The 26,922-nt window shown below is 42.9% G+C and carries 24 protein-coding genes; 16 read left to right on the forward strand and 8 right to left on the reverse strand.

The window, feature by feature from the left end; all coding sequences use genetic code 11:
• Positions 1-162: 162 nt before the first annotated feature.
• The 4 genes from EHS13_RS06620 to EHS13_RS06635 all read right to left on the reverse strand — a co-directional run bounded on the left by EHS13_RS06620 (position 163) and on the right by EHS13_RS06635 (position 5,226).
• Complete coding sequence (locus tag EHS13_RS06620; protein ID WP_155699582.1) at positions 163-1,572, reverse strand: HEAT repeat domain-containing protein; 1,410 nt, start codon at positions 1,570-1,572, stop codon at positions 163-165.
• Positions 1,573-2,001: 429 nt separating this feature from the next.
• A complete protein-coding gene (locus tag EHS13_RS06625) occupies positions 2,002-3,243 on the reverse strand; it encodes a molybdopterin molybdotransferase MoeA (protein ID WP_162462988.1) in 1,242 nt (413 codons plus the stop codon).
• 347 nt (positions 3,244-3,590) lie between these two features.
• On the reverse strand, positions 3,591-3,992 hold the full coding sequence (locus EHS13_RS06630) for a MarR family winged helix-turn-helix transcriptional regulator (protein ID WP_155699584.1): 402 nt from the start codon (positions 3,990-3,992) through the stop codon (positions 3,591-3,593).
• A gap of 115 nt (positions 3,993-4,107) precedes the next feature.
• Positions 4,108-5,226, reverse strand: a complete 1,119-nt coding sequence (locus tag EHS13_RS06635) for a GntR family transcriptional regulator (RefSeq protein WP_155699585.1) — start codon at positions 5,224-5,226, stop codon at positions 4,108-4,110.
• 170 nt (positions 5,227-5,396) lie between these two features.
• Here EHS13_RS06635 and EHS13_RS06640 point away from each other — a divergent pair, with 170 nt between their 5' ends.
• Positions 5,397-7,874 (forward strand): glycoside hydrolase family 38 N-terminal domain-containing protein, encoded by a 2,478-nt coding sequence (locus tag EHS13_RS06640; protein WP_155699586.1) that lies wholly within the window; start codon positions 5,397-5,399, stop codon positions 7,872-7,874.
• Here EHS13_RS06640 and EHS13_RS06645 read toward each other — a convergent pair.
• A complete protein-coding gene (locus tag EHS13_RS06645; RefSeq protein ID WP_155699587.1) occupies positions 7,871-8,734 on the reverse strand; it encodes an AraC family transcriptional regulator in 864 nt (287 codons plus the stop codon). The two genes, EHS13_RS06640 and EHS13_RS06645, sit on opposite strands and share 4 nt — an antisense overlap.
• Before the next feature lie 156 nt (positions 8,735-8,890).
• Between EHS13_RS06645 and EHS13_RS06650 the strand changes: the two genes are divergently transcribed.
• Positions 8,891-9,736 carry a sugar phosphate isomerase/epimerase family protein gene (locus EHS13_RS06650; RefSeq protein ID WP_155699588.1) on the forward strand — a complete coding sequence of 282 codons (846 nt, stop codon included), beginning with the start codon at positions 8,891-8,893 and terminating at the stop codon, positions 9,734-9,736.
• The gene (locus tag EHS13_RS06655) at positions 9,733-10,704 is read left to right on the forward strand and encodes a zinc-binding dehydrogenase (protein ID WP_155699589.1); all 972 of its coding nucleotides are present in this window, start codon (positions 9,733-9,735) and stop codon (positions 10,702-10,704) included. Before EHS13_RS06650 ends, EHS13_RS06655 begins: the two co-directional genes overlap by 4 nt.
• 1 nt (position 10,705) lies before the next feature.
• Here the strand turns inward: EHS13_RS06655 and EHS13_RS06660 are convergent, their stop codons facing one another.
• Positions 10,706-11,470, reverse strand: a complete 765-nt coding sequence (locus EHS13_RS06660) for a phytanoyl-CoA dioxygenase family protein (protein ID WP_155699590.1) — start codon at positions 11,468-11,470, stop codon at positions 10,706-10,708.
• A 127-nt stretch (positions 11,471-11,597) separates the two neighbouring features.
• The gene (locus EHS13_RS06665; RefSeq protein WP_155699591.1) at positions 11,598-12,479 is read right to left on the reverse strand and encodes an AraC family transcriptional regulator; all 882 of its coding nucleotides are present in this window, start codon (positions 12,477-12,479) and stop codon (positions 11,598-11,600) included.
• 203 nt (positions 12,480-12,682) lie between these two features.
• On the opposite strand from EHS13_RS06665, the gene EHS13_RS06670 reads away from it, so the two are divergent.
• The 10 genes from EHS13_RS06670 (at position 12,683) to EHS13_RS06715 (ending at position 22,067) form a co-directional block, all read left to right on the forward strand.
• Positions 12,683-13,513 carry a class I fructose-bisphosphate aldolase gene (locus EHS13_RS06670; RefSeq protein WP_155699592.1) on the forward strand — a complete coding sequence of 277 codons (831 nt, stop codon included), beginning with the start codon at positions 12,683-12,685 and terminating at the stop codon, positions 13,511-13,513.
• A gap of 24 nt (positions 13,514-13,537) precedes the next feature.
• On the forward strand, positions 13,538-14,695 hold the full coding sequence (locus tag EHS13_RS06675; RefSeq protein ID WP_155699593.1) for a Gfo/Idh/MocA family protein: 1,158 nt from the start codon (positions 13,538-13,540) through the stop codon (positions 14,693-14,695).
• 2 nt (positions 14,696-14,697) lie between these two features.
• Positions 14,698-15,888: a carbohydrate kinase family protein gene (locus tag EHS13_RS06680; protein WP_155699594.1), complete on the forward strand. Its 1,191-nt coding sequence runs from the start codon at positions 14,698-14,700 to the stop codon at positions 15,886-15,888.
• 89 nt (positions 15,889-15,977) lie between these two features.
• A complete protein-coding gene (locus EHS13_RS06685; RefSeq protein ID WP_227013999.1) occupies positions 15,978-16,478 on the forward strand; it encodes a D-lyxose/D-mannose family sugar isomerase in 501 nt (166 codons plus the stop codon).
• 18 nt (positions 16,479-16,496) lie between these two features.
• The gene (locus tag EHS13_RS06690) at positions 16,497-17,519 is read left to right on the forward strand and encodes a DUF4432 family protein (protein ID WP_155699596.1); all 1,023 of its coding nucleotides are present in this window, start codon (positions 16,497-16,499) and stop codon (positions 17,517-17,519) included.
• Positions 17,520-17,538: 19 nt separating this feature from the next.
• Complete coding sequence (locus tag EHS13_RS06695) at positions 17,539-18,300, forward strand: DeoR/GlpR family DNA-binding transcription regulator (protein ID WP_155699597.1); 762 nt, start codon at positions 17,539-17,541, stop codon at positions 18,298-18,300.
• A gap of 28 nt (positions 18,301-18,328) precedes the next feature.
• The gene (locus tag EHS13_RS06700; RefSeq protein WP_155699598.1) at positions 18,329-19,228 is read left to right on the forward strand and encodes an AraC family transcriptional regulator; all 900 of its coding nucleotides are present in this window, start codon (positions 18,329-18,331) and stop codon (positions 19,226-19,228) included.
• 109 nt (positions 19,229-19,337) lie between these two features.
• A complete protein-coding gene (locus tag EHS13_RS06705; RefSeq protein ID WP_155699599.1) occupies positions 19,338-20,417 on the forward strand; it encodes a fatty acid desaturase family protein in 1,080 nt (359 codons plus the stop codon).
• Positions 20,418-20,455: 38 nt separating this feature from the next.
• Positions 20,456-20,776: a MocE family 2Fe-2S type ferredoxin gene (locus tag EHS13_RS06710; protein ID WP_155699600.1), complete on the forward strand. Its 321-nt coding sequence runs from the start codon at positions 20,456-20,458 to the stop codon at positions 20,774-20,776.
• A gap of 52 nt (positions 20,777-20,828) precedes the next feature.
• Entirely contained in the window at positions 20,829-22,067 is a 1,239-nt protein-coding gene (locus EHS13_RS06715; protein WP_155699601.1) for an NAD(P)/FAD-dependent oxidoreductase, read from the forward strand.
• Here the strand turns inward: EHS13_RS06715 and EHS13_RS06720 are convergent.
• On the reverse strand, positions 22,061-22,786 hold the full coding sequence (locus tag EHS13_RS06720; protein ID WP_155699602.1) for a FadR/GntR family transcriptional regulator: 726 nt from the start codon (positions 22,784-22,786) through the stop codon (positions 22,061-22,063). The two genes, EHS13_RS06715 and EHS13_RS06720, sit on opposite strands and share 7 nt — an antisense overlap.
• 434 nt (positions 22,787-23,220) lie before the next feature.
• Here EHS13_RS06720 and glcD point away from each other — a divergent pair, with 434 nt between their 5' ends.
• From glcD to EHS13_RS06735, 3 genes are read left to right on the forward strand one after another with little or no spacing between them, the layout of a single operon-like run.
• Positions 23,221-24,636 (forward strand): glycolate oxidase subunit GlcD, encoded by a 1,416-nt coding sequence (gene glcD, locus EHS13_RS06725; protein WP_155699603.1) that lies wholly within the window; start codon positions 23,221-23,223, stop codon positions 24,634-24,636.
• Complete coding sequence (locus EHS13_RS06730; protein ID WP_405083552.1) at positions 24,629-25,963, forward strand: (Fe-S)-binding protein; 1,335 nt, start codon at positions 24,629-24,631, stop codon at positions 25,961-25,963. Before glcD ends, EHS13_RS06730 begins: the two co-directional genes overlap by 8 nt.
• A 15-nt stretch (positions 25,964-25,978) precedes the next feature.
• Entirely contained in the window at positions 25,979-26,821 is an 843-nt protein-coding gene (locus tag EHS13_RS06735) for a helix-turn-helix domain-containing protein (RefSeq protein WP_155699604.1), read from the forward strand.
• Positions 26,822-26,922: the final 101 nt, after the last annotated feature.

Genomic DNA, 26,922 nt, shown 5'->3' on the forward strand with positions numbered 1-26,922 from the left:
AGCATCCTTACTAAAGGTTTTTTCCATCATTTGCTTATCCCTTTATTGTGCTTAATAACAAATGTAATTATTCAAAGACTCAATGAAAATGAAAACACCGTAAAACGCAGGTAATCTGCGCTTTACGGTGTTATTAATTGAGGCATTAACTTTGAAAGGTATTTAAGGATAAAAAGCATTGGCAGCAGTAGTCGTAGGGCACCAACGAGAGTTTAATAAGAACTTAATCAACACGTCCTTGGCTTTGTCGGTTCCTATATAGTGTAAGGCCTCGGCAGCATGAGCCCGAACATAGCGATTCTCGTCCTCCAAAGCAATTTCCAAATGAGGAATTGCCGCTTGGGCTAATGAGGCTAGGCGACAGAGTGCAAGGCCAGCCATAAATCGCACTTGATTATCTGCATCCTGCAAACACTGTATCAATTCGCTTACACTTTTAGGCGTACCGATTAATCCAAAGGCTTCCGTAATCGCTTGACGGACAGGTGTGGAAGAGCTGGAGAACAATTTAGACAGGCTTGGTAATGCTGAAGCTGCATGCTCTCTTTGCTCACTTAACGCAAATACCGCATGGATTACGGAGGGCTGATGGCTGCTATCCAAAGCAGCGATTAATCCTGTAATTGCGCCCGGCCCAGCAACGGATAACCCGTAAGCAGATGAACGTGATACTAAATCGTTTGTTTGCTGCAAGCCTTGAAGCAAAGCATCAATGCCTTGTTGGCCATATCTTGCAAGCTGATAAGCGGCTTCAAGTGAGGTTGACTCAACTTCATCTTCAAGCTTTTGCGCAAGCTCAGTTAGCTTTACAGAATCTGCGGCTGCGGTATTAGCGATACTGCCTATTTGCCCAGATAGCCAATTCCAGGTTTCTGCCCAAATGATTTCGTGTTTAGCAATAGGCAGCTCAATGGAAGCTGGAGTGCTCCATGCTATTTCTTGATTATCCCAGCTTGCTGCAACGGGGGCTTCTGTACGCATAAACTCAAATTTAAGCATATAACGAGGTTGATCCAATATATTCGCAGTAGAACGGTGCCAGATATCGTAATGGATTAAAGCAAAGGTTCCTGCTTGGCCGTTAGCTAAAGCTTCCGATTCAGATCCATCGGAATGGAAAAGTCGATTCTCATACAGATGTGTTCCTGGCATTACACTAGTTGGACCTAAATCTATAGGTGTATCCTGTGGGAAATACATAATCATCGCCCACCAAGGATGATGATGGCGCATTTTGCTGTAGCCCCAGTAGCTATCTTTATGCCATCCGCCAGCTGTAGGTGAGGCATTAAAGTGACCATGCCGATGAGCATGAAGCATATAATTCGGACCGAGCACACTAGTAAGTGCTCCTGTAACGGTTGGATGATCGAATACTTTTTGTAAATCGCGGATTCGTGGTAATAGGTTGTTGCCTGGATTGCCTTCCTGCTGATAAACTTCATTTAATTGGGTCAACAAGCTTTGGTGGAAATCTGCAGAAAAGTCTGTTTGGAGAATTAGAAATCCTTCAGAAATGAATTTTTTCATTTGGTTATCCGATAGTAAAAGCGGAGTATTGGGCAGCGGCATAGTTATAAACCTCCTAGAAGTGTAAGCATTTTTGCTTATGCCCTTATTATAAAGAGGATTGCCATTGCCTTAAATAGACGATGTTCATTCAATTTAGCACAAAATTAAGATGCCAATATAATGACCTTTATTAAATCTTCATTTCTTTTTAAGGTTGAATTAATTTAAAAGGGGTATTATATAGATAAGACCATTGCGAACAACTTCCTAACATAGATTTACGCCGAAGCCTCCCTGATGACCCCGGTTCAAAGCTCGTTGCGAGGGTAAACGCAAATGAGCGGGCGACTCTCCCTAGTCAGTGATCGGAGCTGCTTAAGGTTACGGATCCCGAACGCTTCTATGAGCGTCAAAATCATAAGGTGATACATCAATAGACAAAAATAGGCACCGCAGCTTGCGGTGCTTTTTGTTGTGCTTATCAATTAACTAGATCCATAACATTTGAACCATTTGCCCTTTTGCAGCACCATTCCCGCCAGACGGAATCAAGCATAACGCATTAGCATTAGCAAAGGCAGCTATATTGCCGGATTGGTCCTTAGATAACGGAGTAACATAAAGTGTCCCTTTTCTAATTTCGGCAAATGAACGCACATATCGCGGATAAGCACTTGGTTTCTTCACATCACCATCTAGATTAGCTTCAATTTTATCGTTTTGATACTTGTTGCAGCCTAATTGGAATAGAAGCTTTGGCTTGACGAAAAGTTCAAAACCAACAAAGCAAGCGGAGGGATTCCCGGATAAGTGAAAGCTTATTTTATTCTGCACTTTAAATGCGGATGTAGGAGCACCAGGTCGCATGGAGACTTTTGTAAACAAGGGTTCTGCAGACATTTCTTCCATAACATCGAGGACGTAATCGTACTTGCCAACGGAAACACCTCCGGTGGTTATGATAAAATCTGCATAATTTAATGCGAGTTGGATGGTACGGCTTATACAAGCGGGTTCATCAGGAATCGGGGCATACCGAATACAATTGGCTCCCAGTTCTTTTAACTTCGCTTCCAGCATAAATCCATTTGATTCATACAAATGATAAGGTCGCAATGTCTCGCCAGGCAATTGCAATTCGTCTCCAATTGGGATGACAGCTACAGTTGGTTTGCGATATACCTCAATTTCCTGAACTCCAAAAGAAGCCAGGATGACTATTTCTTTAGCGCTTAATAAAGTACCCTTAACAAGAATGCATGTATCCTCTAAGATATCCTCGCCAATCTCAGCAACATGTTTGCCTCGTTCGGATGGAAATGGGAAATGTATGAACGGAATCCCCTCTTCCTCTGAAGCGACGACAGCCTCTTGCATAATAACAGTATCATATTGCTCATAAACTGGAGCTCCTGTATAAATTCGAACTGCTGGATGATCCCCTGCAGGCAGATCCATGCTTCCAGCTTTAACTTCAGTGGTTACCCGCATTACAACTGGTTTATCAGGGGTAGCATGTGCAATGTCGCTAAATGTAACAGCATATCCATCCATGGCAGCCTTACGAAAAGACGGTAAGGGGAATGTACTGAAAAAGTCATTTGCAAGAACTCGTCCGACGGACTCTGCAAGGGAAACATTTTCGATAGGTTGTCTTTCACTGTGCAATAGCAACAGCTCAATACCTTTATCTACGGAAACTATCCTCCGTGCTTGTTTTTTGGTTTCCATTTCACACCCCCGGAACTCTAGCAGTAATTGCTTAATCATGTATTATGCAGAAGTATTATTTATCTTTTAATATACATCGTTCTACGATAAAGTCAATACTTTGTGTTAGGTTATATAACATGTATAGAAGTGCGAGTATAAACAAATGTAAGCCTGAGTCGTTCTAGCTCAATAGCGCCACAAACCGACTTTATTCGCTAGGCTAGTACAATTTCCTGGGCAATAAAAAAGCCGCTTCATAAATTGAAGCAGCCAGCTTATCTATCTGGAGGAATTCCATGTGATCCATAAAAACAAAGCTGAATCCATTTGTTAACAGGAGAAATTCCAGAAAATCATCTGAGCGGCTAGGAGTCCTGCTGAAATTCTAGTAATCCTGCTCTCGTTAATTCGTCTAGGTGAATTTCGGACAACTCTTCAAGTATCCTTAAACCAGCATCGGTTAGCCCTATGAAAATACTGCGCTTATCCTCTGGATTTGGAAAACGTTGCACCAGCTCCAGCTCTTCACAACGATTTATTAATTCGAGACAAGCGTGGCGAGTTATCTGCAATCGTTCTGCTAGTTCTTTTGGTGTGGCATACTCTCTATTAGGAAAACCCATTATCGATAGCATAAGTTGGTGGTATTGTGGTGTAAGTCCTTTTCCGCGGGCTGCTTCCTCACTGAAGCGAATAAACTTACGAATGCGGTATCGGAATAATGCGAGCTTTTCATACACATTTTTAGGCAATGGCAGTTTAGTCATTTCCAACCCCTAACAGATCAAGAATATATCTAGTTTACAGCATCATTTGGTAATGGACAATTGAAATGTCACCAAAAAGCTGGTTTCATGTAATGAAATCTATCATTATTATAATTTACTTACTTTCACCAAATTTCTGAGTACTCTCTCTAATGATTAAATGGGGAGATACTTGTGCCTCAGAATTTCCAAGCTTTGTATCACCATAAAGCAGCATTTCCGCGGCTTGTTTGCCAAACTGGAAGGTATTCTGGTCGACAGTTGTAAGTCGCGGTGATGTCCACTGGCCAATAGGCTGTCCATCATATCCGATAATGCTGATGTCAGAGGGCACCTTTAACCCGCGATGGTTAGCTGCTTGAATAGCACCAATGGCTTTGTAATCACTCGCTGCAAAAACAGCAGACGGTGGTTCGGCAAGCTCCATTAATTCATTGAAGCCTTCATAACCGGAGACTTCTGTTTCTTCGCTGCAATCTTTTACAATGACTAGATCAGGATCAAATGCAATATTATGATTGCTAAGTGCAAGACGATAGCCCTGTAAGCGGAAGGAGAAATCGGAGTAAATCTCCATTTGAGACTTGCCTGAAACAATAATACCAATGTGAGTGTGGCCTAAGTCCAGAAGATGCTGAGTAGCTAAATAACCTCCCGCTAAGTTATCTCCAGCAATGTAGGGGATTTCCAGATGAGGGAAATAAAATTGGATCGTCAGCATTTTGCGTTTTTCCAGCTTCCACTGGGTGACGATGCTCATGAACTCGGCCCTTTTTTCATCGAATAAGCCAAAAAGAATATAACCTGCATCCAAATCATCCGGTAATTGAAGGTTGTCGCCAATGTTATAAATCGCAAATTCAATTTGATGCTTGGTGCACACCTCAGCAATTCCAGACAACATCGCTAAATAGAAGCCGTCATTGAGCAGTCTGGAGAGAATATTATGATGTACAAAGTATATTTTGGTTAACGCAAGTGAATTCGCATCTGATTCAATCATTCTAGAGGCCGCCTTAATAAAGCTGCCTTTTTTACGTATGCGGATTATTAAATCTTCCTCAACAAGAAAGGCTAACGCCTTACGCATGGTCATTTCGCTTGTCTTATAGATAAGAGCGAGTTCTGTTTGTGACGGAATTGGATCGTTTGGTTTAAGCTCTCCGGTTGAAATACGATGTTTAAAATCATCGATAATTTGCTTGTAGATTGGTTTTTTTGGTGCGAGACTCAATTGGATCACTCCATATTCTATGTGATTGCCTATAAATTAAAGATACAGGAGATATGCAAATTACACAACTATTAAAGATACAAAATTATTTTATTAAAGATATTTACAAGTGGGTCTAAAAGCTTAATATAGGTTATAAGATATCTTTTAAATAAGAGGAGGCATTTATAATGAAAAATTTTCATTTACTAAGCAATGCGCATTTAGATCCTGTTTGGCTATGGGAATGGGAAGAAGGTGCAGCGGAGGCGATTTCTACATTTCGTGTTGCAGCCGATTTGTGTGAGGAGTTTGACGGGTTTATTTTTAATCATAATGAGGTGACGCTTTATAAATGGGTCGAAGAATATGAGCCTGTGTTATTTGCCCGCATTCAGGAGCTGGTTAAACAAGGGAAATGGCACATCATGGGTGGCTGGTATCTTCAGCCGGATTGCAATATGCCTAGCGGGGAGTCATTTGTTCGCCAGATGCTGCTGGGGCGCAACTATTTTCAGGACAAATTTGGTGTAAAGCCGACGACAGCGATTAATTTTGATCCGTTTGGCCATACGCGTGGGTTAGTGCAGATTATGAGTAAGGCGGGTTTTGACTCTTACATTTTTTGTCGCCCTTCACAGAAGGACTGCGAGCTTCCGGCGAGTGATTTTGTTTGGGTGGGCTATGATGGCTCAGAAATTATCGGTCATCGTGCAGATGAATTCTATAATTCTCCTCGTGGCAAGGCAGACGAGAAGGTACTTGAATGGATTGCTAAAACAGCGGATCAGCCGATTGGTTCTGTGCTTTGGGGTGTAGGCAATCATGGCGGCGGCCCGTCACGAGAAGATTTAGAGAAGCTCAAGCTGCTAATGCAGGAAACCAAGGACGTCCAAATTATCCACTCAACGCCAGAAGCATTTTTTAAGGAATTGCGTGTTGTAAAAGCTAGCTTGCCTCGTCACGAAAAGGATGTAAATGCTTGGGCACCTGGCTGCTACACTTCACAAATCCGAATTAAGCAAAAACACCGACTGCTTGAAAATGAAATATATATGCTCGAAAAAATGCTGTCTCATACCACATTGCAAGGCTTAACGGCTTATCCTTATGAGCTGATTCATGAAGCTATGTGCGATTTAATGGTCACTGAGTTTCATGATGTGTTGCCGGGCTCATCGATTCAGCCTGTTGAAGAAGCTTCCTTGCGACTGGTGGACCATGGGCTGGAAATCGTCTCACGACTTAAAGCGCGTGCCTTTTTTGCCTTGGCAAGCGGTCAGAAAAAAGCGGAAGAAAATGAAATTCCAATCCTGATCTATAATCCGCATCCGTATAAAGTTGTCGGGATTTTTGAATGTGAGTTTCAGCTCGCCGATCAGAATTGGAAGGATGAATTCTCACTGCCGCTGGTCTATAAGGATGGGGTTCAAATTGCCTCGCAAGCTGAAAAGGAGCTAAGCAATTTGAACCTGGATTGGCGTAAACGGGCTGTGTTTCAGGCAGAGCTGGAGCCAGGCCAGATGAATCGCTTCGATGTACGTTTAGAGGTGTTGCCGCAAAAACCAGCTCCAGAGCTCCAGCCAGCAGACGGGAAAATTAGTTTTAAAACGCAGGAGCTGGACATTATCATCAACTGCGAAACGGGCTTTATGGATCGTTACTGTGCGAATGGTGTGGATTATGTTCAGCCCAATGCATTTGTACCGATTGTGATCGATGACAATGACGACCCTTGGGAAACGCAGGCATTAAGTTTTCGTAATGTAGAAGGTGCCTTTAAGCTGATGTCTGCAGATGAGGGGACTCGTTTCTCAGGCATTCGTGGAAGCCGCTTGGAATCTGTGCGTGTAATTGAGGATGGAGCTGTTCGTACAGTGGTGGAAGCCTTGTTTGAATACGGTGATTCTTTCATCATACAGACCTACAAGCTGCCGAAAAAGGGAACTGAAATTGAGGTCCATATTCGTGTGCACTGGAATGAAAAAAGCAAAATGCTCAAGCTTTCCATTCCAACTCCATTCTCAGACGGGGAATATTGGGGGCAGGTTGCTTATGGGCGGAATGAGCTGCCTAATGACGGAAATGAAGCCGTCTCGCAAAAATGGGCAGCTATCATAGATCAAAAACAGGATTTAGCCTTAACTTGCATTAATGATGGAGTCTACGGATCTGATTATGCGGATGGAGAAGTACGTATTTCCTTGCTGCGCTCTGCCGGCTATTCAGGACATCCAATCGGGGACCGTCCAATCATGGGACAGGATCGTTATTCCAGTCGAATTGATCAAGGTGAAAGATTATATCGCTTCTGGTTTAATGCGGGTAAAGCCTCAGAACGGATGGACGTTATAGATCGTGAAGCTCTCTCATTAAATGAGAAGCCGTTTGTGCTTTCTTTCTTTCCTTCAGGAGCAGGAGAAGCGCCTGAAAATGCACTAACATTAAGCGATTCAACAGTGCTCTTATCCACCTTCAAAAGAGCTGAATTATCGGATGACTATATCATTCGTTTATTTGAGCCAACAGGTACAGCAAGAGCCACGACTTTAACGATTCCAGCGCTTGGGATTAAACAAAATGTTGAGCTAGGTAAGTTTGAAATTAAAACATTGCGCTTAAATACAGCGGCCAAGAGCCTTGTAGAGGCAGAGTTGATGGAAGATTAAGCAAGACTCTTCGAATCGATTAAATCCCGATGTGTTATTCGCGCTTGAGAGGGGGTTTTATGAAAGTACTTACGGAACTCCCTGCTGAAATGATAGGAATTGCTGAAGCCCGTTTCATCGGCGATCTTGGAAATCGATCTGTCTGAATAACACAATAGACGGTAGGCTTCGTTTAGGCGGATAGATTTTAAATAGTCCATAGGCGTTTTCTTAAAGTGCTTTTTAAAAAACTGAAAGAAAGCTGAACGAGATAATGGCATTAGTGGGATTAAATCATCCATAGTAATGGAGCTTGCCAAGTGTTTTTTAATATAAGTGAAAACAGGGACAACGGATTGGTAAATTTGATAGTTGATTAATTCATCATCAGGTGGATGGCATAGGCTTAATAAGATGTTTAACAGCCGTGAAGTAAGCTCGTTACGCTGTAATAAATGGCTTATTGCAAGCTCTTTTGTGGAGACATCCTGGAGATGAAGCAACTCAGCTATTATTGCACCAAGCTGCTGTCCCTTCTCTTTGTCCGATTTTAACGGCAGGGTATAAACAGAGAAAATATCTATAGTTTCAAAAAGCATAAATTCGAGATGGATATACTGAAAAGACATAGTGGCTTTATCGGGCTGACTTCTATGGGTAATCTTTAACGGTAAATTAGACGGGGCGAGAAAGACCTCAGTCCCAGATGCTGTGACGTTGCCTAGAGGTGAAGCAACCTCGTATTGACCTGTAATGGCTTGGGCTACAATTACAAAAGGGACGGTTTTCTCATGGATAATACCATCATTCGCATAGCCTCTTCCAACATCTGCAAACCTCAATTTAATCATGTTTTCAGGAAAGCTCTCCCACAAATACATCCGCTCACACTCCTTATCTTCATTCCTTATGTTAACAGAGTCTGGGACTTTCAGATATATTTTTAAGATTATTGGACATTTATATTTACTGGATTAAAGTATATTTTTAACAAGAGAAGATTACATATAAATCGATTAGGAAAGGTGTGAAATAGAATGAGACTTGGCGGGCCGATATTCGTGGATACAAAAGATCCTATAGAGTGGGTGAAAGCACACAAAGCAGCAGGCTATACCGCAGCATACTCTCCAGCGCTTGATATTAGGGATGAAAAGTTAATTCAAGCCTACAAGAAGGAAGCCGAAAAAGCGGATTTGCTGATTGCTGAGGTCGGTGCTTGGAGCAATCCCATTGATCTTGACGATGACAAACGATTAAAGGCAATTAATTATTGCCAAGAAAGGCTTGAATATGCGGAAATGCTAGGCGCTAAATGCTGTGTTAATATAGCAGGGGCTCGGGGCGAGATTTGGAATGAAGCTTATGCGGCGAATTTGAGCGAAGATACATTTGCTTTGATTGTTGATACCATTCGCAGTATTGTAGATGCAGTTAAACCACAGCATACTTTTTATACGCTGGAAACTATGCAGTGGGTTTTCCCGGATTCTGTCGAGAGCTATGTAAGGTTAATTAAAGCGATTGATCGCAAAAGCTTTGCTGTTCACCTCGATCCTGTAAATTTAATCGTATCTCCCCGAAGTTATTTTCAGAATGCGGCATTATTGACGGAATGTTTCACTGAATTGGGACCTTATATCAAAAGCTGTCATGCCAAGGATATTAAGCTTACTACTCACTCAAGCTTTCATTTAGATGAAGTCATTCCTGGATCAGGCGCTCTGGATTATCAGGTTTTTCTAAAGCAATTAAACGGTTTGCATCGCGATACGCCTTTGATGCTGGAGCATTTAAGCTCGGAAGCGGAATATATAAAGGCAGCTAATTATATTAGAAGTGTTGCTGAAAAGGCTGGAATCCAAATGGAGGAAAGCAAATGAACTATGCAATAACTTTTACAGAATATGCAAAAGCGGAATTATTGGAAGTCGGAGAAGTCGGAGAACCTGATGTAGATGAAATAGCTGCTGAGACCTTGTTTAGCTTAATCAGTCCGGGCACTGAAATAAACTCCGGTTATTTGGGTGAACCGCCTTTTCCCAAGATTTCCGGCTATGCAGCTGTAAGCAGAGTTATTCGGATTGGCAAGCAAGTTAAGCACATTAAGCTGGGAGATTTAATTTTTTCGATGGGAAATCACTGTTTGCAGCAAATACTTAAAGCGGAGTGGACATTCTTGCTGCCAGCAGGCTTGGATGAATGGAAGGGAACGATTGCGCGGTTAATGGGGGTAAGTATGACTACTCTGACAACCACCCATGCACGGCCCGGTGACCGTGTCCTAATAATGGGGGCAGGTCCGGTTGGGTTCTTGGCTGCTCATATATTTGGCATCTCTGGTTATGAGGTTACGGTTTGTGACCCTGACGAGGAAAGACTTCTAGCTTTGAAGCAATCAGGCATAACCCATGTGTATTCTTCCATTTCCGCAGATGGGCAGAAGCTGCAGCCTTTTGCATTAGTGCTGGAATGCTCAGGGCATGAACAAGCTTTACTAGATGGATTGCGCTCTGTTCAGATGCGTGGAGAGGTAGTTATGATTGGAGTGCCATGGAAAAAGCGTACAGATCTCACCGCACATGATATTGCTTGGGAAGTGTTTCATAAATATGCTGTACTAAGAAGCGGGTGGGAGTGGGAGCTTCCGACTTTTTCTAATGAACGTCAACCACATAGTATTTTCACAAACCTGCAAATCGCCGCTAAGTGGCTTCAGGAAGGGAGAGTTTCATTAGATGGTCTAGTGCGAAAGGTCTCCCCTCAGGATGCCCAAAACGTTTATCGAGATCTATCTAACCGATCTTACAAAGAGCTATTCATTGTATTTGATTGGTCGCAGTTAAAGTAACTTAGTAAGCTCCTTTGTATTCCTTATAAACCAAATTCTCGCCGCAAATCATCAGCCCTTGGCCCCAATTCACATGAGTTTCCTCTGTTGGGAAATCCATAGGATCGCGATATTGGAATAAAACATTTCTTCTTGTGCGATTGCTGCGATTGGCATCTGAGCCATGAATCGTTAAATAGTTGAAGAATAATACATCGCCTGCTTTAGCTGGACAAGGTGTTCCCATGCTAAGCGGGTATTCTTTATGGTTTAGGTAAAATTTGCCGACGTGATCCAATAAACCAGCTTTATGCGAGCCAGGAATAACGCAGAGACAACCGTTTTCCATATCGGAATCGTCAAAATGCACGCTAGCTGCCAGCATTGTATGTTTTTCATGAGGAAAATAAGGTGTATCTTGGTGCATCGGAAAAGCAGCGCCGTTCTCTGGCGGCTTAACAAGCATTTTAGAATGATGAAGCTGGACATTAGGTCCAATAATTTGCGACAAAACGTCTACCATTTTCGGATGAATCGCAGCTTTGGTGAAAGAGGCATCGTGATAATGCACATCATGAAAGCCTTTAAGCACAAGTTTTTTCATTTCATCGGGGGGAAGATAATCGCCCTGCCATGCAGCATTGCTATCAAATTTAGTTGCAGCCGCTTTAACTAGAATTCGCTCAACGGCATTTCTCATTTCCTCAACTTCTTGCGGATTAAAAACCCCTTTTACTAACAAATAGCCATTTTCTTTATAAAACTCAACATCCTCTAATGTAATCATCCGTAAACGCTCCTTTAAGGTGCAATATTTATCTTCTATATTCAAATTATAAGAGAAATACTATCGAATCGTCTTTACAAAAATACGACAAACCTTTGTCATTTTAAGACAAGTTTATAATTTGATTCTATAATTGCGATTGTTCGGTTCTATACTCACCAGGGGGCTGACCCATTTTTCCAGAAAATGCTTTTGTAAAATAGTGAACTGAGTTAAATCCTACTTTCTCCGAAATATCTTTAATAGGGTCATTCGTGTATTTAAGTAAATTGGCTGCGGACTTAATACGTTCGGATTGCACGAAAGAAACATAGTTCTGACCTGTCCCTTCTGTAAAAAGCCTGGATAAATGTCGACCTGATATATGCAAATAACCCGCTAAAGTATCGAGCTGCAAGGGTTGAATTAAGTTATCTCTAATAAATGTCTTAGCTTGATTTAACAAATAAACGGACGCCTTGCCCCTAGGCAGCTGAATTAACTTCTCCTCTTGCTCCGTGAAAGCCGTATAGAAGGAGAGCAGCAGAGCTTGTGCAATAGAAACAATATTCTCCTTGACTAAGAGATCAGGGGATTCGAATTGTTTGATTAATGCCGTCCATAATAAGGCGGATACTGTATTTTCGCTATGAGGGAGAAAGAAATGCTGGGTACGGTATAAGGTATTAAAGCGTTCTAACATCTCTTTATTCGATTGCTGAGGATCAACTTCAAAGGCTACATAGACTAGATACATTTCTTTTGGACTGCTGATTTGATGCCAGACCTCGGGTCTTGAACAAAACAAGGTTCCTGTATCCAAAGCATACTGGATTCCATCATCACTATAAACACCTTGCCCATCGATTACATAACAAATTTCGTAAAAGGAGTGCTTATGCATCGGGTTTTTTAAATGAAAGGGTTCGATTCCCCAGTAGTGAATGTTAAACGCGATGGCTTGCTGATTGAGCGCATTCGCAAAGCTATTTAATGTGTAGGCTGCTCTAGAATGGTCTATTTGAAACATCGTATTTACCACCTTGTCTGAAAAAAACAAATTATATGATTGATTTTGTTTACTTATTTAGCATGATTAAACCATAAGGGGTCGAATTTTACAAGGGGATGAAAAGGTGAGATTTAATGCTAGACAAATGTTAGAAGTTAACTTAAAATTATGTTATATACAAACATTTAATGTTCATAACGAACAATAGGAGGAAATGAATAATGACGGATAAACCAAGATTGAACCGAATGTTTAGTGCGCAGGGGAAATGCTTTGATGTGGCTGTGGATCATGGTTTTTTTAATGAGTATTCTTTTTTAGCAGGTATTGAGAATATGAATAAGGCAATTGAAACCATTGTAGATGCCAATCCAGATTGTATTCAACTAAGTGTAGGTCAAGCGAGACATTTACAGTCCATTCCAGGTAAACAAAAACCGGGTTTAGTATTGCGAACAGATGTGGCTAATATTTATGGGAGTGAGCTTCCGCGCTTCTTATTCAGTGAGTTGATTGATCGGGCTATTGAGCAAGCAGTGCGTTTGGATGCAGTAGCGGTTTGTGTGAATTTGCTGCTTTTACCGAATCAGCCTGAGCTGCATTATCAATGTGCTAAGAATGTAAGCCTTTTGAAAACAGCCGCAGAGAAATACGGGATGCCTTTAATGGTTGAGCCTTTAGTAATGCTGGCGAATGAGGCCAAAGGCGGCTATATGGTCGATGGAGATATTAAGAAAATTCTACCTTTGGTCAGACAGGCCGTTGAATTGGGTGCTGATGTTATTAAAGGCGATCCATGTGACAATGTTCAAGAATATCATCGTGTGATTGAAATTGCTTCCGGTATTCCGGTATTGGTTCGTGGCGGCGGTAGAGCGAGTGACGAGGAAATCATGAGCCGTACGGTGGAGTTAATGAAGCAAGGTGCATCGGGCATTGTATACGGGCGCAATGTAATTCAGCATCCCAACCCTGCTGGCATGACGAAAGCATTGATGTCGATCGTCCATCATGGTGCTTCTGAATCAGAAGCATTAGCACTTCTAAAATAATAATTACAAGGGGACTACTCAAATATGGCTAAGAAGATAATACGGTTTGGTGTCATTGGCTGCGGATTAATGGGCAAGGAATTTGCCAGTGCGGCTGCAAGATGGCTGCATTTAACGAATGTTGATTTTGAACCGAGGATTGTCGCTGTATGTGACGCGGTACCAGCTGCAACGGCATGGTTTGAAGAGAATGTCCCTAGTGTTGAAAAAGCATATACCGATTATAAATTACTGCTTGCTGATCCGACGATTGAAGCCATTTATTGTGCTGTTCCGCATAATTTACATGAACAAATCTATGTGGATATCATTGAAGCAGGCAAGCATTTATTAGGTGAAAAGCCATTTGGAATTGATCAAAACGCTAACCAAATGGTTCAAGCAGCAATTATTAAGCATCCTGAGGTCATAGTGCGTTGTTCTTCAGAATTTCCGTTTTATCCAGGAGCTCAGCAGCTTATTCAGTGGGTACAAGAAAATAAATTCGGTAAAATTATCGAAGTAGAAGCGGGATTTTGGCATTCAAGCGACTTAGATCCGACAAAAGCGATCAATTGGAAAAGGCGAATCGCCACCAATGGCGAATATGGTTGTATGGGCGATTTAGGGATGCATGTGCTTCATCTGCCTATGCGTTTTGGCTGGAAGCCTAAATCTGTGCGAGCGCTGCTTTCCAAAATAGTGCCAGAGCGCCCTGATAATCAAGGAAATATGGTGCCGTGTGAAACTTGGGATAACGCTATTCTTGCTTGCGATGTGGATACAGGGGAACAAAGCTTTCCGATGGTTTTGTCGACAAAGCGGATAGCACCTGGGAATGCTAATACTTGGTTTATTAAGATACAAGGAACTAAATTATCAGCTGAGTTTACCACTAAAAATCCGAAGCAGGTTGCATCGTTACCTTATACACCGGGTGGTGTTCAAGCTTGGCATGTTGCAGATGCTCCTTATAAATCTGCTTACCAAACGATCACAGGCGGGATTTTTGAATTTGGCTTCTCTGATTCCATTCTCCAAATGTGGGCAGCTTTCTGTGATGAATTGGTTCACGGTGCAGAGATGCAGCAGAATTTCCATTGCGCTACACCTGAAGAGGCGGCTGGCAGTCATCTGGTTTTCACGGCTGCTTTGGAATCTAATCGTACAGGCAATACCACGCAGATTAATTGGAGGGATTAGCTTTGACCCGTAGTGAAGCGGAAGTGATCGTTGCTGGACATATCTGTTTAGATATCATCCCAACTATATCGGAGAAAAAAGGGGGGCTGGATGCACTCTTTGTCCCAGGCAAGCTAGTGGATATTGGACCAGCTGTTATCGCAACAGGCGGCGCTGTTCCTAATACGGGACTTGCGCTTCATCGATTGGGCAGCGATGTCCAATTAATGGGCAAGGTTGGCGATGATCAATTTGGTGCAGCCATTATTGAAGTACTGAGACAGCATGGCGATAATATCGTTGAAGGTATGATCGTTGCTCCAGGTGAGCATAGCTCCTATACCATAGTCATTAATCCGCCTAACGTTGATCGTATATTCTTGCATTGTACAGGAGCAAACGACACTTTTTCATCAGCTGATCTGAATGTAGAGCAGCTGGATGGTGTCAGGCTGTTTCATTTCGGGTATCCTCCTTTAATGCGTAAGATGTATGAGGAGCAAGGTGAAGAATTGAAGCTGCTGCTGAGCAAAGCTAGGGAAAGCGGACTGACTGTTTCACTGGATTTGGCTAAGCCAGATCCGGAGTCAGCTGCTGGCAGGGCAGATTGGCGAACGATATTAAGCAAAGCTCTACCTTTTGTAGACGTGTTTTTACCAAGCTTTGAAGAAATTTTCTATATGCTGCACCGTGAACGTTATGAGGAAATGCTGCGGAAAGCACCGGCTGGGGATATTCTGCCATTCGTTGACGGTACGCTGCTTTCAGATATAGCGGAAGAATTACTGGCGATGGGTGTTGCGGTTGTTGGTTTAAAGCTAGGAGAGCATGGGCTTTACGTGCGAACAACTGCAGATTCAGCGAGACTTGCTGCTAGTGGATTATGCACGCCTGTTGAGGAAAAGCTGGACAGCTGGACAGCTCGCGAGCTGCTGGCTCCATGCTTTAAAGTAGACGTCATCGGCACAACAGGAGCTGGTGATTGCACGATTGCTGGATTTTTATGCGGTATGCTGCAAGGGCTTTCTTTGGAGGATGCGCTGCAAATAGCAGTTGGAGTAGGAGCTTGCAACGTCGAGCAGGCTGATGCAACCAGCGGTATTCCCTTATTGGCTAAGCTGCAGGAAAGAATCACAAATGGCTGGGCTAAACGCGAAATGAAGCTAGATTTACCTGGATGGCATGCAACTGAAGATGGTTTGTGGTCTAAGTAACAGATGAACACTATTCATTCTAATAGAAACGAGGTTATACTATTATGAAAAGAAGCGAAATAGTAAAAGCACAAGCGCGTGCCGCGGAAATGCTCAAAGCTTGCAATATTGAGATAACAGAGCAAGAGAGAACGAGCATTGAAGTCGCGTGTTTTGGATTAAATGAGCTGGAAATTCAAGGCCTTGAATTAATTACTTATGTTAATACAGACCGATATTGCGCTAAAGAGCTGCTATTGTTCCCGCTACAAACCTGTCCCGAGCATCTGCATCCGCCAATCGGAACGGATCCGGGCAAGATGGAAACCTTTCGCTGTCGCTCAGGTAAAGTATTCCTTTATGTTGAAGGGGAAGCAACCAAGTCAATTCAAGGAATTATACCTGTAGGCAGCGAGCCATATTATACCGTCTTTAATGAAATTGAATTAAATCCTGGCGAGCAATATACGATTCATCCAGGTATTAAGCATTGGTTTCAAGCAGGTGCTGATGGTGCAGTAGTATCTGAATTTTCTAGCACAAGCCGAGATGAGTTTGATATTTTTACGGATACGCGTATTGAAAGAATGCCAACTGTAACAGAAGATTAATAAGGAGGAGTCTCTCTTATGAATTTATATGGAAGGTCCTGGACGCGCCGTGAGCTGGAAGCCCGTGTCGGACGAATGGAGCAAATTGGCGGAGTGCGCAGATTCAAGAGCACAGAAGGCAAGGAAGCGGATGTTGAGCAAATCCAAGTTCGTACGGGTGCGGGTTTATGTTATTATGTTACTCCGTCCAAAGGTCTTGATATTTCGTTAGCGGAATATCAAGGAGCAGCGATCAGCTGGCAATCGCCAAATGGAGATGTGCATCCCAGCTACTATAACGAAGCTGGAACAGGCTGGCTTCGTTCGGCTTCAGGCGGATTGCTGATGACTTGTGGCTTGATGCAAGTAGGCAGCCCAAATGAGGATGAGGGTGAGCAGCTAGGCGTGCATGGCAGATTGCATCATACTCCTGCTCAGCAGGTATCGGCGGTTAGTGAATGGTCTGAGGATGAATTAGATATGACGGTTTCCGGAGTGGTGGATGAAACCTCGATTTTTGGCGGCAAGCTGCGTTTATCGAGACAAATTTGTAGTCGACTTGGTGTGAATGAAATTATTATACGCGATGAAGTGCGCAATATGGGCTTTCAACGATGTCCGCATATGATTCTATATCATTTCAATTTTGGATTTCCTTTGTTAAGTGAAGAAACTCAAATCCTTTTTAAGGATACGAAAATGGAAGCGCGCGATGCAGATTTGCCTTTGGATGACATAGCTGAATGGCAGGCGCCAGATGCGAGCTACAGCGAACGAGTTTATTATCATGTGCCGCAGAGTAAGCCAGAGGTTGAAATTATCAATCCCAATTTCCCTGTTCATTCTGGAACTGCTCCAGTACATGTTTCATTAAATTGGTCGGGGGAAACACTTCCCAAGCTAGTTCAATGGAAAATGCCAGGTGCAGGCGAGCATGCGCTTGGTGTCGAGCCTTCCAATTGCTGGGTCGGAGGCAGGAAGAATGAGCGTGAGCAAGGGACGTTGGTTTATCTGGAGCCTGGAGAAACTGTGAAATATGAGCTAAAGTTGACTATTAGGTAAAATGAATGAGGGAAAACACATGTCTCAAAACCAAGTGAATACACGCCAACAACAAATATTGGACCGCATGGCTCTATACGGGGAAGTAAAGCTTGCTGAGCTTAAAGAAACCTTCGATGTTGCGGAGATGACTTTGCGTAGAGACCTGGAGAAGCTTGAACAAATGGGCTTGCTTAAGCGTACCTTCGGCGGTGCTATTCTTTTCGGCAAAGATATCGCTTTATTGGAAAGAACCGGCGTATTAATCGAGGAGAAAATGAAAATCGGACTTCAAGCTGTGCAATTGATTCAGCCTGGGGATTCGATTTTTATTGATGGCGGCTCGACTACTCTGCAGATTGCGAAGTGTTTAAGACCGAATATGAATATCACTGTAGTGACCAATGCACTGAATGTTGCTGCTGAACTTCAAGGTAAACAAATCTCGACAATCGTCGTTGGTGGCATTCTTTTAGAGCAAACATCAACCTTAGTGGGGCCGCTTGCCTGTGATTCACTGATGAAAATGGCGTTTGATCGTGTGTTTATCGGAACTACAGGAGCTACAATACGACATGGCTTTAGCAATTCTAATATGCACGAGGCCGAAATCAAGCGATTGGCTATTGAACAAGCGGCTGAAGTTAATGTTGTCATGGATCATACCAAGTTTGGGATGAAGGATTTATTCTCATTTGCCTCGTTGATATCCGTTAATCGAATTATTACAGATCGACTTCCAGAGCAAGAACTAACGCAAGCATTTAAGGATGCAGCTGTAGAAATTGTAATAAGCCAGTAATAGTTGAGGTTAATTTGAAAGGATTCCAATGGCAATCAAATCAGATTACAAAAAAATGACCCGAATTTTAAATGAAACTGCGATTGCTTTAAAAGGTGAGGAATTAGGGTTTAAAGTGCATTATTGGGGAGCCATGCCGGAGCATTATGATAATCCGCTGCATCGGCATTCCTTTTTTGAGGTTTGTTATGTGTTGGAGGGTAATGGCTTTTACTACGAATCAAATGACGAATATCCTCTAACCCCAGGGACATTATTTTGTTCAAGACCTGGTCAATGGCATCAGATAAAAAGCTTGGAAGGCCTGGCCTTATTCTATGTTGCTTTCGAACTCAATGAGGCTCATTCTAATGAAGCCGTGATGAATCGCTACCTTCAGCTTACTCATACTAACAAAATTGTTGTTTCAACGGCGGATGATACGATAGCTGCTCAAACCTGGCGGATGCTCTTAACTTTATGCAAGCAGGAACGTTCCATGACTAAGGAAATGATTCGAAGCCTAGCTTATGCCCTTCTAATTTCCTTTTATAGTGAGTTTTCCAAAGTATTGGAAAGTGATGAAATGGCAGAGCATCAACAAGTTTCTGCTTATTTGCAGCGAGCAAAGCTTTTTATTGAAGACAACCTCACCTCAGCCCTAAGCCTCCATTTATTGTCCAATTATTTGCATATTACAGAACGCCATTTATCGCGTATTTTCTCCGAAAAGCTTGGTCAAACCTTCTCCCATTATGTGCAGGAAAAAAGAGTTCAGAAGTCTATGGAATTATTACTTGAGACAGATTGGTCTATTAGCCGGATTGCTGAAGAAACGGGCTTTGAATCGGTTCATTATTATACTAGAGTTTTTACGCGCAAAATAGGTGTTCCCCCCGGTCAATTTCGCAAAACACAGCTGTCTGAAGCCCCTTTTAACCTTAAATAATGTCCGTATAGTGCAAGTGAATGTCCTCTAATTTCAAAGACAGTACGCGCTTAAAAGGCTATCATTTAAGAAAGCGTTATCATCTTCGAATGACAGGGAGGCTAACCTAATGTCTGTTAATAAAAGAGACTACAGTCTCACAGGACCCGAGAACAAACGGGCGCAAGAAAAGGGACTGGTTGCAGCCGAATGGTATGCGAGCCCAATTTCCCGTAAACGGCTTAAGGAGCTTATGAAGCGTAAGGATGGACCTGCAATACGAGATACGATTATTATGTTTGCATGGCTCGCAGGTACAGGTTTTCTTGCCTATTCTTTATGGGGCACTTGGTGGGCGCTTCCGGCATTCGCCTTATATGGTATCAGCTATGCTTCGACTGCAGATTCCAGATGGCATGAATGTGGACACGGTACAGCCTTTAAAACTGCTTGGATGAATGATGTACTCTATCAAATCGCTTCGTTTATGGATTTAAGACCACCAACCCCATGGCGCTGGAGTCATGCCCGCCATCACACGGATACTTACATCGTTGGCCGCGATCCGGAAATTGCCATGACTCGACCACCGGTTTGGCGGATTATTTTTGGGGAAATCGTCCATATTTATGGCGGCTCAAGAGATCTTAAAGCCATTCTCACACATTGCTTCGGCAAGCTGACAGACTCAGAGAAAGATTATGTTCCAGAATCTGAATTTAGAAAATCCGTGTGGATTTCCCGGATTTGGGTAGTAATTCTAATCGGTTTTGTAGTGTGGTCGATTGTAATAGGGAGTATTCTTCCGTTGATGTTTGTGGGGCTTCCAACCTTTTATGGGCCAATCCTGCTATTATTGGTCGGTCTAGCCCAGCATTTGGGACTTCGCGAAGACGTGCTGGATCATCGTTTAAACACGAGAACAATTTATATTAATCCTTTTTTTAGATTTCTTTACTGGAATATGAATTATCATATCGAGCATCATATGTTTCCGATGGTTCCCTATCATGCATTGCCTGCACTACATGAAGAGCTTAAGTTTGATTATCCCGTTGCAAGCCCTAGTCTTTGGGCAGCGTTGAAAGAGGTTATTTCAGCACTGATTAAACAAAAAAAGGATCCAGCCTATGTGGTGGACCGTCCGCTTCCAGCTACAGCAACTCCTTATTACTATGGTGCGGAACCTGGGAAAGTAGCTAATTTATAAAATAATAATACTATTCTCGACTACTTGGAGGCACTTATATGCAGAATTTAGAATGGGTTGAAGCATGCGAAGTTGATGATATTGATGAAGAGGATGTTATCCGCTTTGATCATGGAGCTCGTACTTTTGCCATTTATCGTACGGCAAAAAGTAAGTATTATGCGACGGATGGATATTGCACTCATGAAAAGTTTCATCTAGCGGAAGGATTAGTCATGGGAAACACCATTGAATGCCCTAAACATAATGGCCGATTTGATTATACTACTGGGGCTGCTAAACGAACGCCGGTATGTGTGGATTTAAAAACTTACCCTGTGAAGATTGAAGCTGATAAAATTTTCATACAAATTGACTAAGTCAAAGCTTACGATGCCAGTTTTCTAATGAAAACTCTAAGGAGAGAATAGAATGTCTGAATTAGGAATGGTAATTGTTGGGGCGGGAGAAGCGGGTGCGCGAGCAGCAGTTGAGCTTCGTACTGAAGGCTGGGCTGGGAGCATCACGTTAATTGGAAAAGAAAAGCTGGCACCTTATGAAAGGCCGCCGCTTTCCAAAAGCTCATTATTGGACACGGAAGAGCCTTCACCTGTGACAATCCTAGATGAAACTAAGCTCTCGCAATACAAAATTAAATTAATCACGAATAGCTCGGTTGTTAATATTAATCCAAGCGATCATTTGCTTGAACTGAATGATGGGCAATCAATACGGTATGAACGACTCTTACTTGCAACAGGAGCCTACCCGCGTCAACTGAACATCGAAGGATCCGATACATCGAGCTTATTATATCTTCGAACGTTCGCCGATGCACTTGCGCTTCGTGCGCGATTCCTTGCAGGTAAACATATTGTTATTATTGGTGCTGGTTTTATCGGACTCGAGGCAGCAGCAAGTGCGCGAGAAAAAGGTTGTTCTGTCACCGTTATCGAAGCTGGACCGCGTATACTTATGCGAGGTGTTCCCGAGGAAATTGCGCATATCTTAAAGGCGCGCCATCTCAATGCGAGTGTAATGTTTAAGCTTGGGGTAGGTATTAAGGGCATTGAAAATTCTAAGGATAGACATTCCATAAAGCTTGCAGACGGAACAATCATTGAATGTGATACGGTTGTCGTTGGGATTGGAGCCATTCCTGAAACTTCGCTAGCGGCTAAATGTGGGCTTACCATTGAAAATGGCATATTTACTGATGAAAAGCTAACAACGAGTGATGCTGATATTTTTGCAGCCGGTGATTGCTGCTCCTTCCCACATAGCCTATATGGAGGAAAACGGATTCGGCTTGAGGCCTGGCGTAATGCCCAGGATCAAGGGACTCATGCTGCACATAATATGCTAGGAGCTGCAAAGCCTTTTCTCGAGATTCCTTGGTTCTGGTCCGATCAATATGAACAGACGCTGCAGGTGACTGGTTTACCTGATTATGGAGTGAAGACTCTATGTCGGGATCTGGGGGAGTTTGCTAAATTTTATTTTCATCTGTCCAGTGACGGCAGGTTGGCTGCAGCAAGTGCGGTAGGCTTGAATTCCAATATTGCTAAGGATATCCGTTTAGCGGAAATGCTCATCCAAAAGCAAATGGTGCTTGATCCCAAATCCTTAGAAAATCCAGAGGTAAAATTAAAATCACTTTTGGTTTATTGAGTCTTCGAGTGAGGTAGTGCAAGTCTATGAACCACTTGATCCACCTTCATAATATGCTGCATCATCTTCGTTGAGGCCAGCTCAACTTGTCTAGCTTCGATAGCTTGATAGATTTCCCGATGCTCCTGTAGTAGCAATTCAGCTGATGCGCGCTCAGCAAAAAACCAGAGGCGGCGGGATTCCCGCATGCTTTCCTGCAATCTCTGAGCGACAGATTCCATCATGCTGACGAACAATGAATTATGCGATGCTCTAGCAATGTGCAAATGGAAGCTGATATCTGCTTGATCACTGAGTTCTTCATTATCAAGTGAAGCTTCCATTTGGCTTAGTATTGCGGCTAACCCTGCAAGATCAGCTTCTGTTCTGCGCTCTGCCGCCAATGAAGCACAGCCGACCTCAATAAATTTACGAACCTCGAGTACCTCCTGGAAAGACTCCGTTTTATAGAACAACCCGCCGTTTTCTTCCCCTAACTCATTTGGTAGAATTTTGCTTACGAAAGTGCCGCCACCATGGCGGATATCTACCCAGCCCATCGCTTTTAGTGCGCTTAGCGCCTCTCGGATGGTCGAACGACCAACCTCAAAGCTCGCAGCCAGCTCGACTACGGTGGGTAGCTTCGCTGAAGGTGGATAAGCGCCTGCTAGAATTTGCTGCTTGATTTGATGCATGACGATTTCTGAGCCTTTTTGCGGCTTGATTTGTTGAAAAGACATGGGACACCTCTTTGGAATGCTATAATTTTTTTGCGTCACAGTGAATTCTTCGCCTGTTTCAAAAATTAATAAGCCTAATATTTGTGCTAAATATAGAACGTAGGAACCTAAAATGCTGGTTACGCACATTTTTTGTGCTTACTCATAAGATTTCTTTGAAAAATCGGGGTTTTAGCTGGTATTAAGCACATTTTTTGTGCGTATCACTTAGGATACCAGTTGCGTAGAATCTATAAGCATAATTTTTGTGCTTAAGGTTAAATTTTGTATGGGTCCGGAAAAACCAGCATCAAAACACTCGAACGGTTACTTTTCTAAATTACTACTTTTCTTATTTCTTCTTTCTACTATACAACTATTCAATCATACGTTAAAATATAAATAAAGTCATCTGATCACATGATGAATTATTGAAACTAGAGGTGAATGCTATCATGCTCGATAGTCAGATCAAGAAACAGTTAAGAGACATTGTTGGAGAAAATCATTATAAAGATGATCCTGAAGCACTTATTACCCATTCTTATGATGGGACCCCGATGCTGCAATCCATGCCGGATGGAGTTATTTATCCAGAAAACACAAATCAGGTTTCAGCCATTATGAAGGTGCTGAGCCAGCATCGGATTCCGGTAATTGGCCGTGGATCAGGCACGAACTTGTGCGGTGGAACGGTTCCGGTTCAAGGCGGCGTGATTATGGTGATGCACCGGATGAATGCTATTCTCGAAGTGGATATGCTCAACCTAACAGCAACCGTGCAACCAGGAATTATTACTAAGCAATTCATTGAGCATATTGAACAATTAGGTCTTTTCTATCCACCTGATCCAAGCAGTATGTCTATTTCGACGATTGGCGGCAATATTGCTGAGTGCTCAGGAGGTCTTAGAGGCTTGAAATATGGTACAACCAAGGATTATGTACTCGGATTGGAAGCTGTTCTAGCATCCGGAGAGATCATTCGTACAGGCGGCAAGCTCGTTAAAGACGTTGCGGGCTACGATTTGACAAAGCTGCTAGTTGGTTCTGAAGGGACCTTGGCGATTGTCACTGAAGCAACATTAAAACTAGTCCCTCCACCTAAATATAAAAAAACCATGCTAGCCATGTATAAAGATATTTATGATGCTGCTCGAACAGTATCTAAAATTATTGAAAATCGGATCATACCAGCAACTTTAGAGTTCATGGATAATCCGACGATCCGGGTGGTTGATGATTTTGCTAAGCTTGGCTTGCCTTTGGATATGGCCGCGATATTACTGATTGAGCAAGATGGTGATCAGGAGCTGGTTGAACGCGATATTCAGCGGATTTCGGAGATTTGCCGCGAAGAAAAGGCAGACAGCATTAGCATAGCCAGCACACCTGAGGAAGGCATGAAGCTGATGACGGCTAGGCGCAGTGCGTTTACAGCGCTTGCACGGCTTCGGCCCACAACTATTCTTGAGGATGCAACCGTGCCGCGTTCCAAAATTGCCGAAATGGTGCTGGAAATCAATCGGATCGCAGAAAAACATCAAGTAAACATCTGCACCTTCGGACATGCGGGAGATGGCAATTTGCACCCAACGGCAACAACAGATGCACGAGATCATGAAGAGATTCATCGGGTAGAAGAAGCTTTTGCCGAGATTTTTGAAGCAGCGATTCGGCTTGGCGGAACTATTACCGGGGAGCATGGAGTAGGGCTTGTGAAAGCTCCTTTTCTGGAATGGAAGGTTGGAAGTGTAGGGATCGAGCTGATGAAAGGGATCAAACAGGTTTTTGATCCGCATAACATATTAAATCCAGGTAAAATGTTCGCCAAGGAATCCAGACGCAGGGTGGTGATTGATCGTGGCTAGTGCATCGGTGAGTGAGCTGCAGGAAACATTAAAAATCAAATTAGACTATGATCAATTAACCAACTGCATGCGCTGCGGTTTTTGTCTGCCAGCATGTCCAACCTTTAAAGAAACAGGCTTGGAAGCGGAATCTCCACGTGGTCGAATATCATTAATGAAAGCAACCGTAGATGGTTTGATGGAGCCAGGCATTCGTTTTGAGGATCAGATGAATCATTGCTTGGGCTGCAGAGCCTGCGAACCGGCTTGTCCAGCTGATGTGAAGTATGGCCAATTGATCGAGCAAGCTCGTGAAGCGATTGAAATGCATACGGTTCATCACCGACCATGGATAAAAGTAGTCCGTAAGCTGATGTTTAAGCAAGTGTTCCCGCATCAAAATCGGATGAAATTGTTGGGCAAGGGTTTACGTCTGTATCAGAAAACAGGACTTCAAGCAGTTGTCCAGAAAACGGGAGTCGTTGGGTTGTTTTCCAAGGATTTAGCTAACATGGAACGTATTCTGCCTGAAGCTTCGAGTAATGGGATTGTGGAACAGCTAGGCACAAGAGTTCCAGCCAAAGGTGTTAAGATCGCAACCGTAGGCATGTTCCGTGGCTGTTTAATGGATGTGCTCTTCACCGAAACGAATCGTAAAACGGTGATGCTGCTCTCAGAAGCAGGCTTTGAAGTAATCATTCCACCAACCCAGAATTGCTGTGGTGCTCTTCACGCACATGCCGGGGAAATGAACCAAGCTAAAGTGCAGGCTAAGAATAACATTCTTGCCTTTCAAGAAGCGAATGTTGATTATATCGTCTCGAACGCTGGTGGTTGCGGCGCAATTTTAGTAGAATATGATCATCTGCTGCACGATGAACCGGATTGGCATGAGAGTGCTACCTGGTTTGCCAAAAGAGTGAAGGACATCAGCACGATTCTAATCGAAAAAGGCCGATCTTTAAAGTTTGTAGAAGCACTATCAGACGATCAGCCTTTAAATGTGACCTACCAGGATTCCTGCCATCTTAAGAATGTAATCAAAGCATCTAATTCACCGCGTACGCTTCTAAACGGGGTAGGCAATGTAAAATTCACTGAAATGAAGGACGCGGGCTCTTGCTGTGGCTCTGCGGGTATTTATAATGTCACTCAACCAGCTATGGCCAATCAAATTCTCGATCACAAAATGGTAAATGCCAACGCAACTGGGGCGCAATATATCGTTACGAGTAATCCCGGCTGTTTGCTTCAAATGAAGTCTGGTATTGATAAGCATGGTGCCGATAAATCTGTTCAGGCTGTGCATATTGTTGATTTCTTGTACGATCGTATGGTGAAAAATTAAGGGAGAGTGCAACGCATGATAATGGACCCTGTTCGATTGACTAACAGTGATTATATGGGGGGCAATTCAGCGATTCGCATCTTTCGTCATTACCTTCAGGATAAAATTGAGCTGCATTGGCATGAGTTTTACGAAATAGCATTAATCTTAAAAGGCGAAGGGAACCATTCCTTGAATGGTTCTCTTTACCGTCTTGAGCCAGGCTCGCTGCTTTTTCTAACACCTGCAGATTTTCACTTGCTTGAGCCAGATCCTAAACAAACACTGGTTTTATTAAATATGATATTCAACAATGAAGTTTTATCGGAGCCTTTGCAGCGCTTGATGGTTAATAGCTCAGAGGCTTTTCAAACTATATTCAAGCAAGAAGAATATCAGAGCTTACTCGCTGAATTCGAATTTATCTGGTGCGAGCAGCAGCAAGAGCTTAAAGTAGGCAGTGATCTGCTCCGAAAAGGAGCTTTGGAGCGAATTATGCTATTAGCAGAGCGAAATCTCCAGCTAACCGGTGTTCTGAAGGCCAAAACGGATTATCTTAAGCCGGCCATTCGCAATGCTATTACTTATATGCAATATCATTTTCGCGAGCCCTTATCACTTGCCAAAGTAGCGGCACACAGCAATACCTCAACCAATTATTTCAGCGAGCTCTTTCATAAGGAGACAGGAAGCTCTTTTCAAATCTATTTGCAGGAGCTTCGTCTCCGCTTTGCAAGCTCCTTACTCCAAGCCTCCGAGCTATCCGTGATCGACATCTGTCTGGCATCGGGCTTTAATTCGATTTCACATTTTGACCGCACCTTTAAGCTTAAATTCGGCTCAACCCCAAGTACCTATCGCAGACAGCAACGAAATTAAGCATATTCCGAAAATAAATCAATTTTAGCTGTAAATATGCAAAGAAGTTAATCTCCCTTCTCGGTAAGATAGGATTGTAGCCGTAATTTTCGAAAATACAG

Origin of the sequence: Paenibacillus psychroresistens (genome assembly GCF_009728935.1) — a bacterium.
In the GTDB taxonomy this organism is placed as follows: domain Bacteria; phylum Bacillota; class Bacilli; order Paenibacillales; family NBRC-103111; genus Paenibacillus_AC; species Paenibacillus_AC psychroresistens.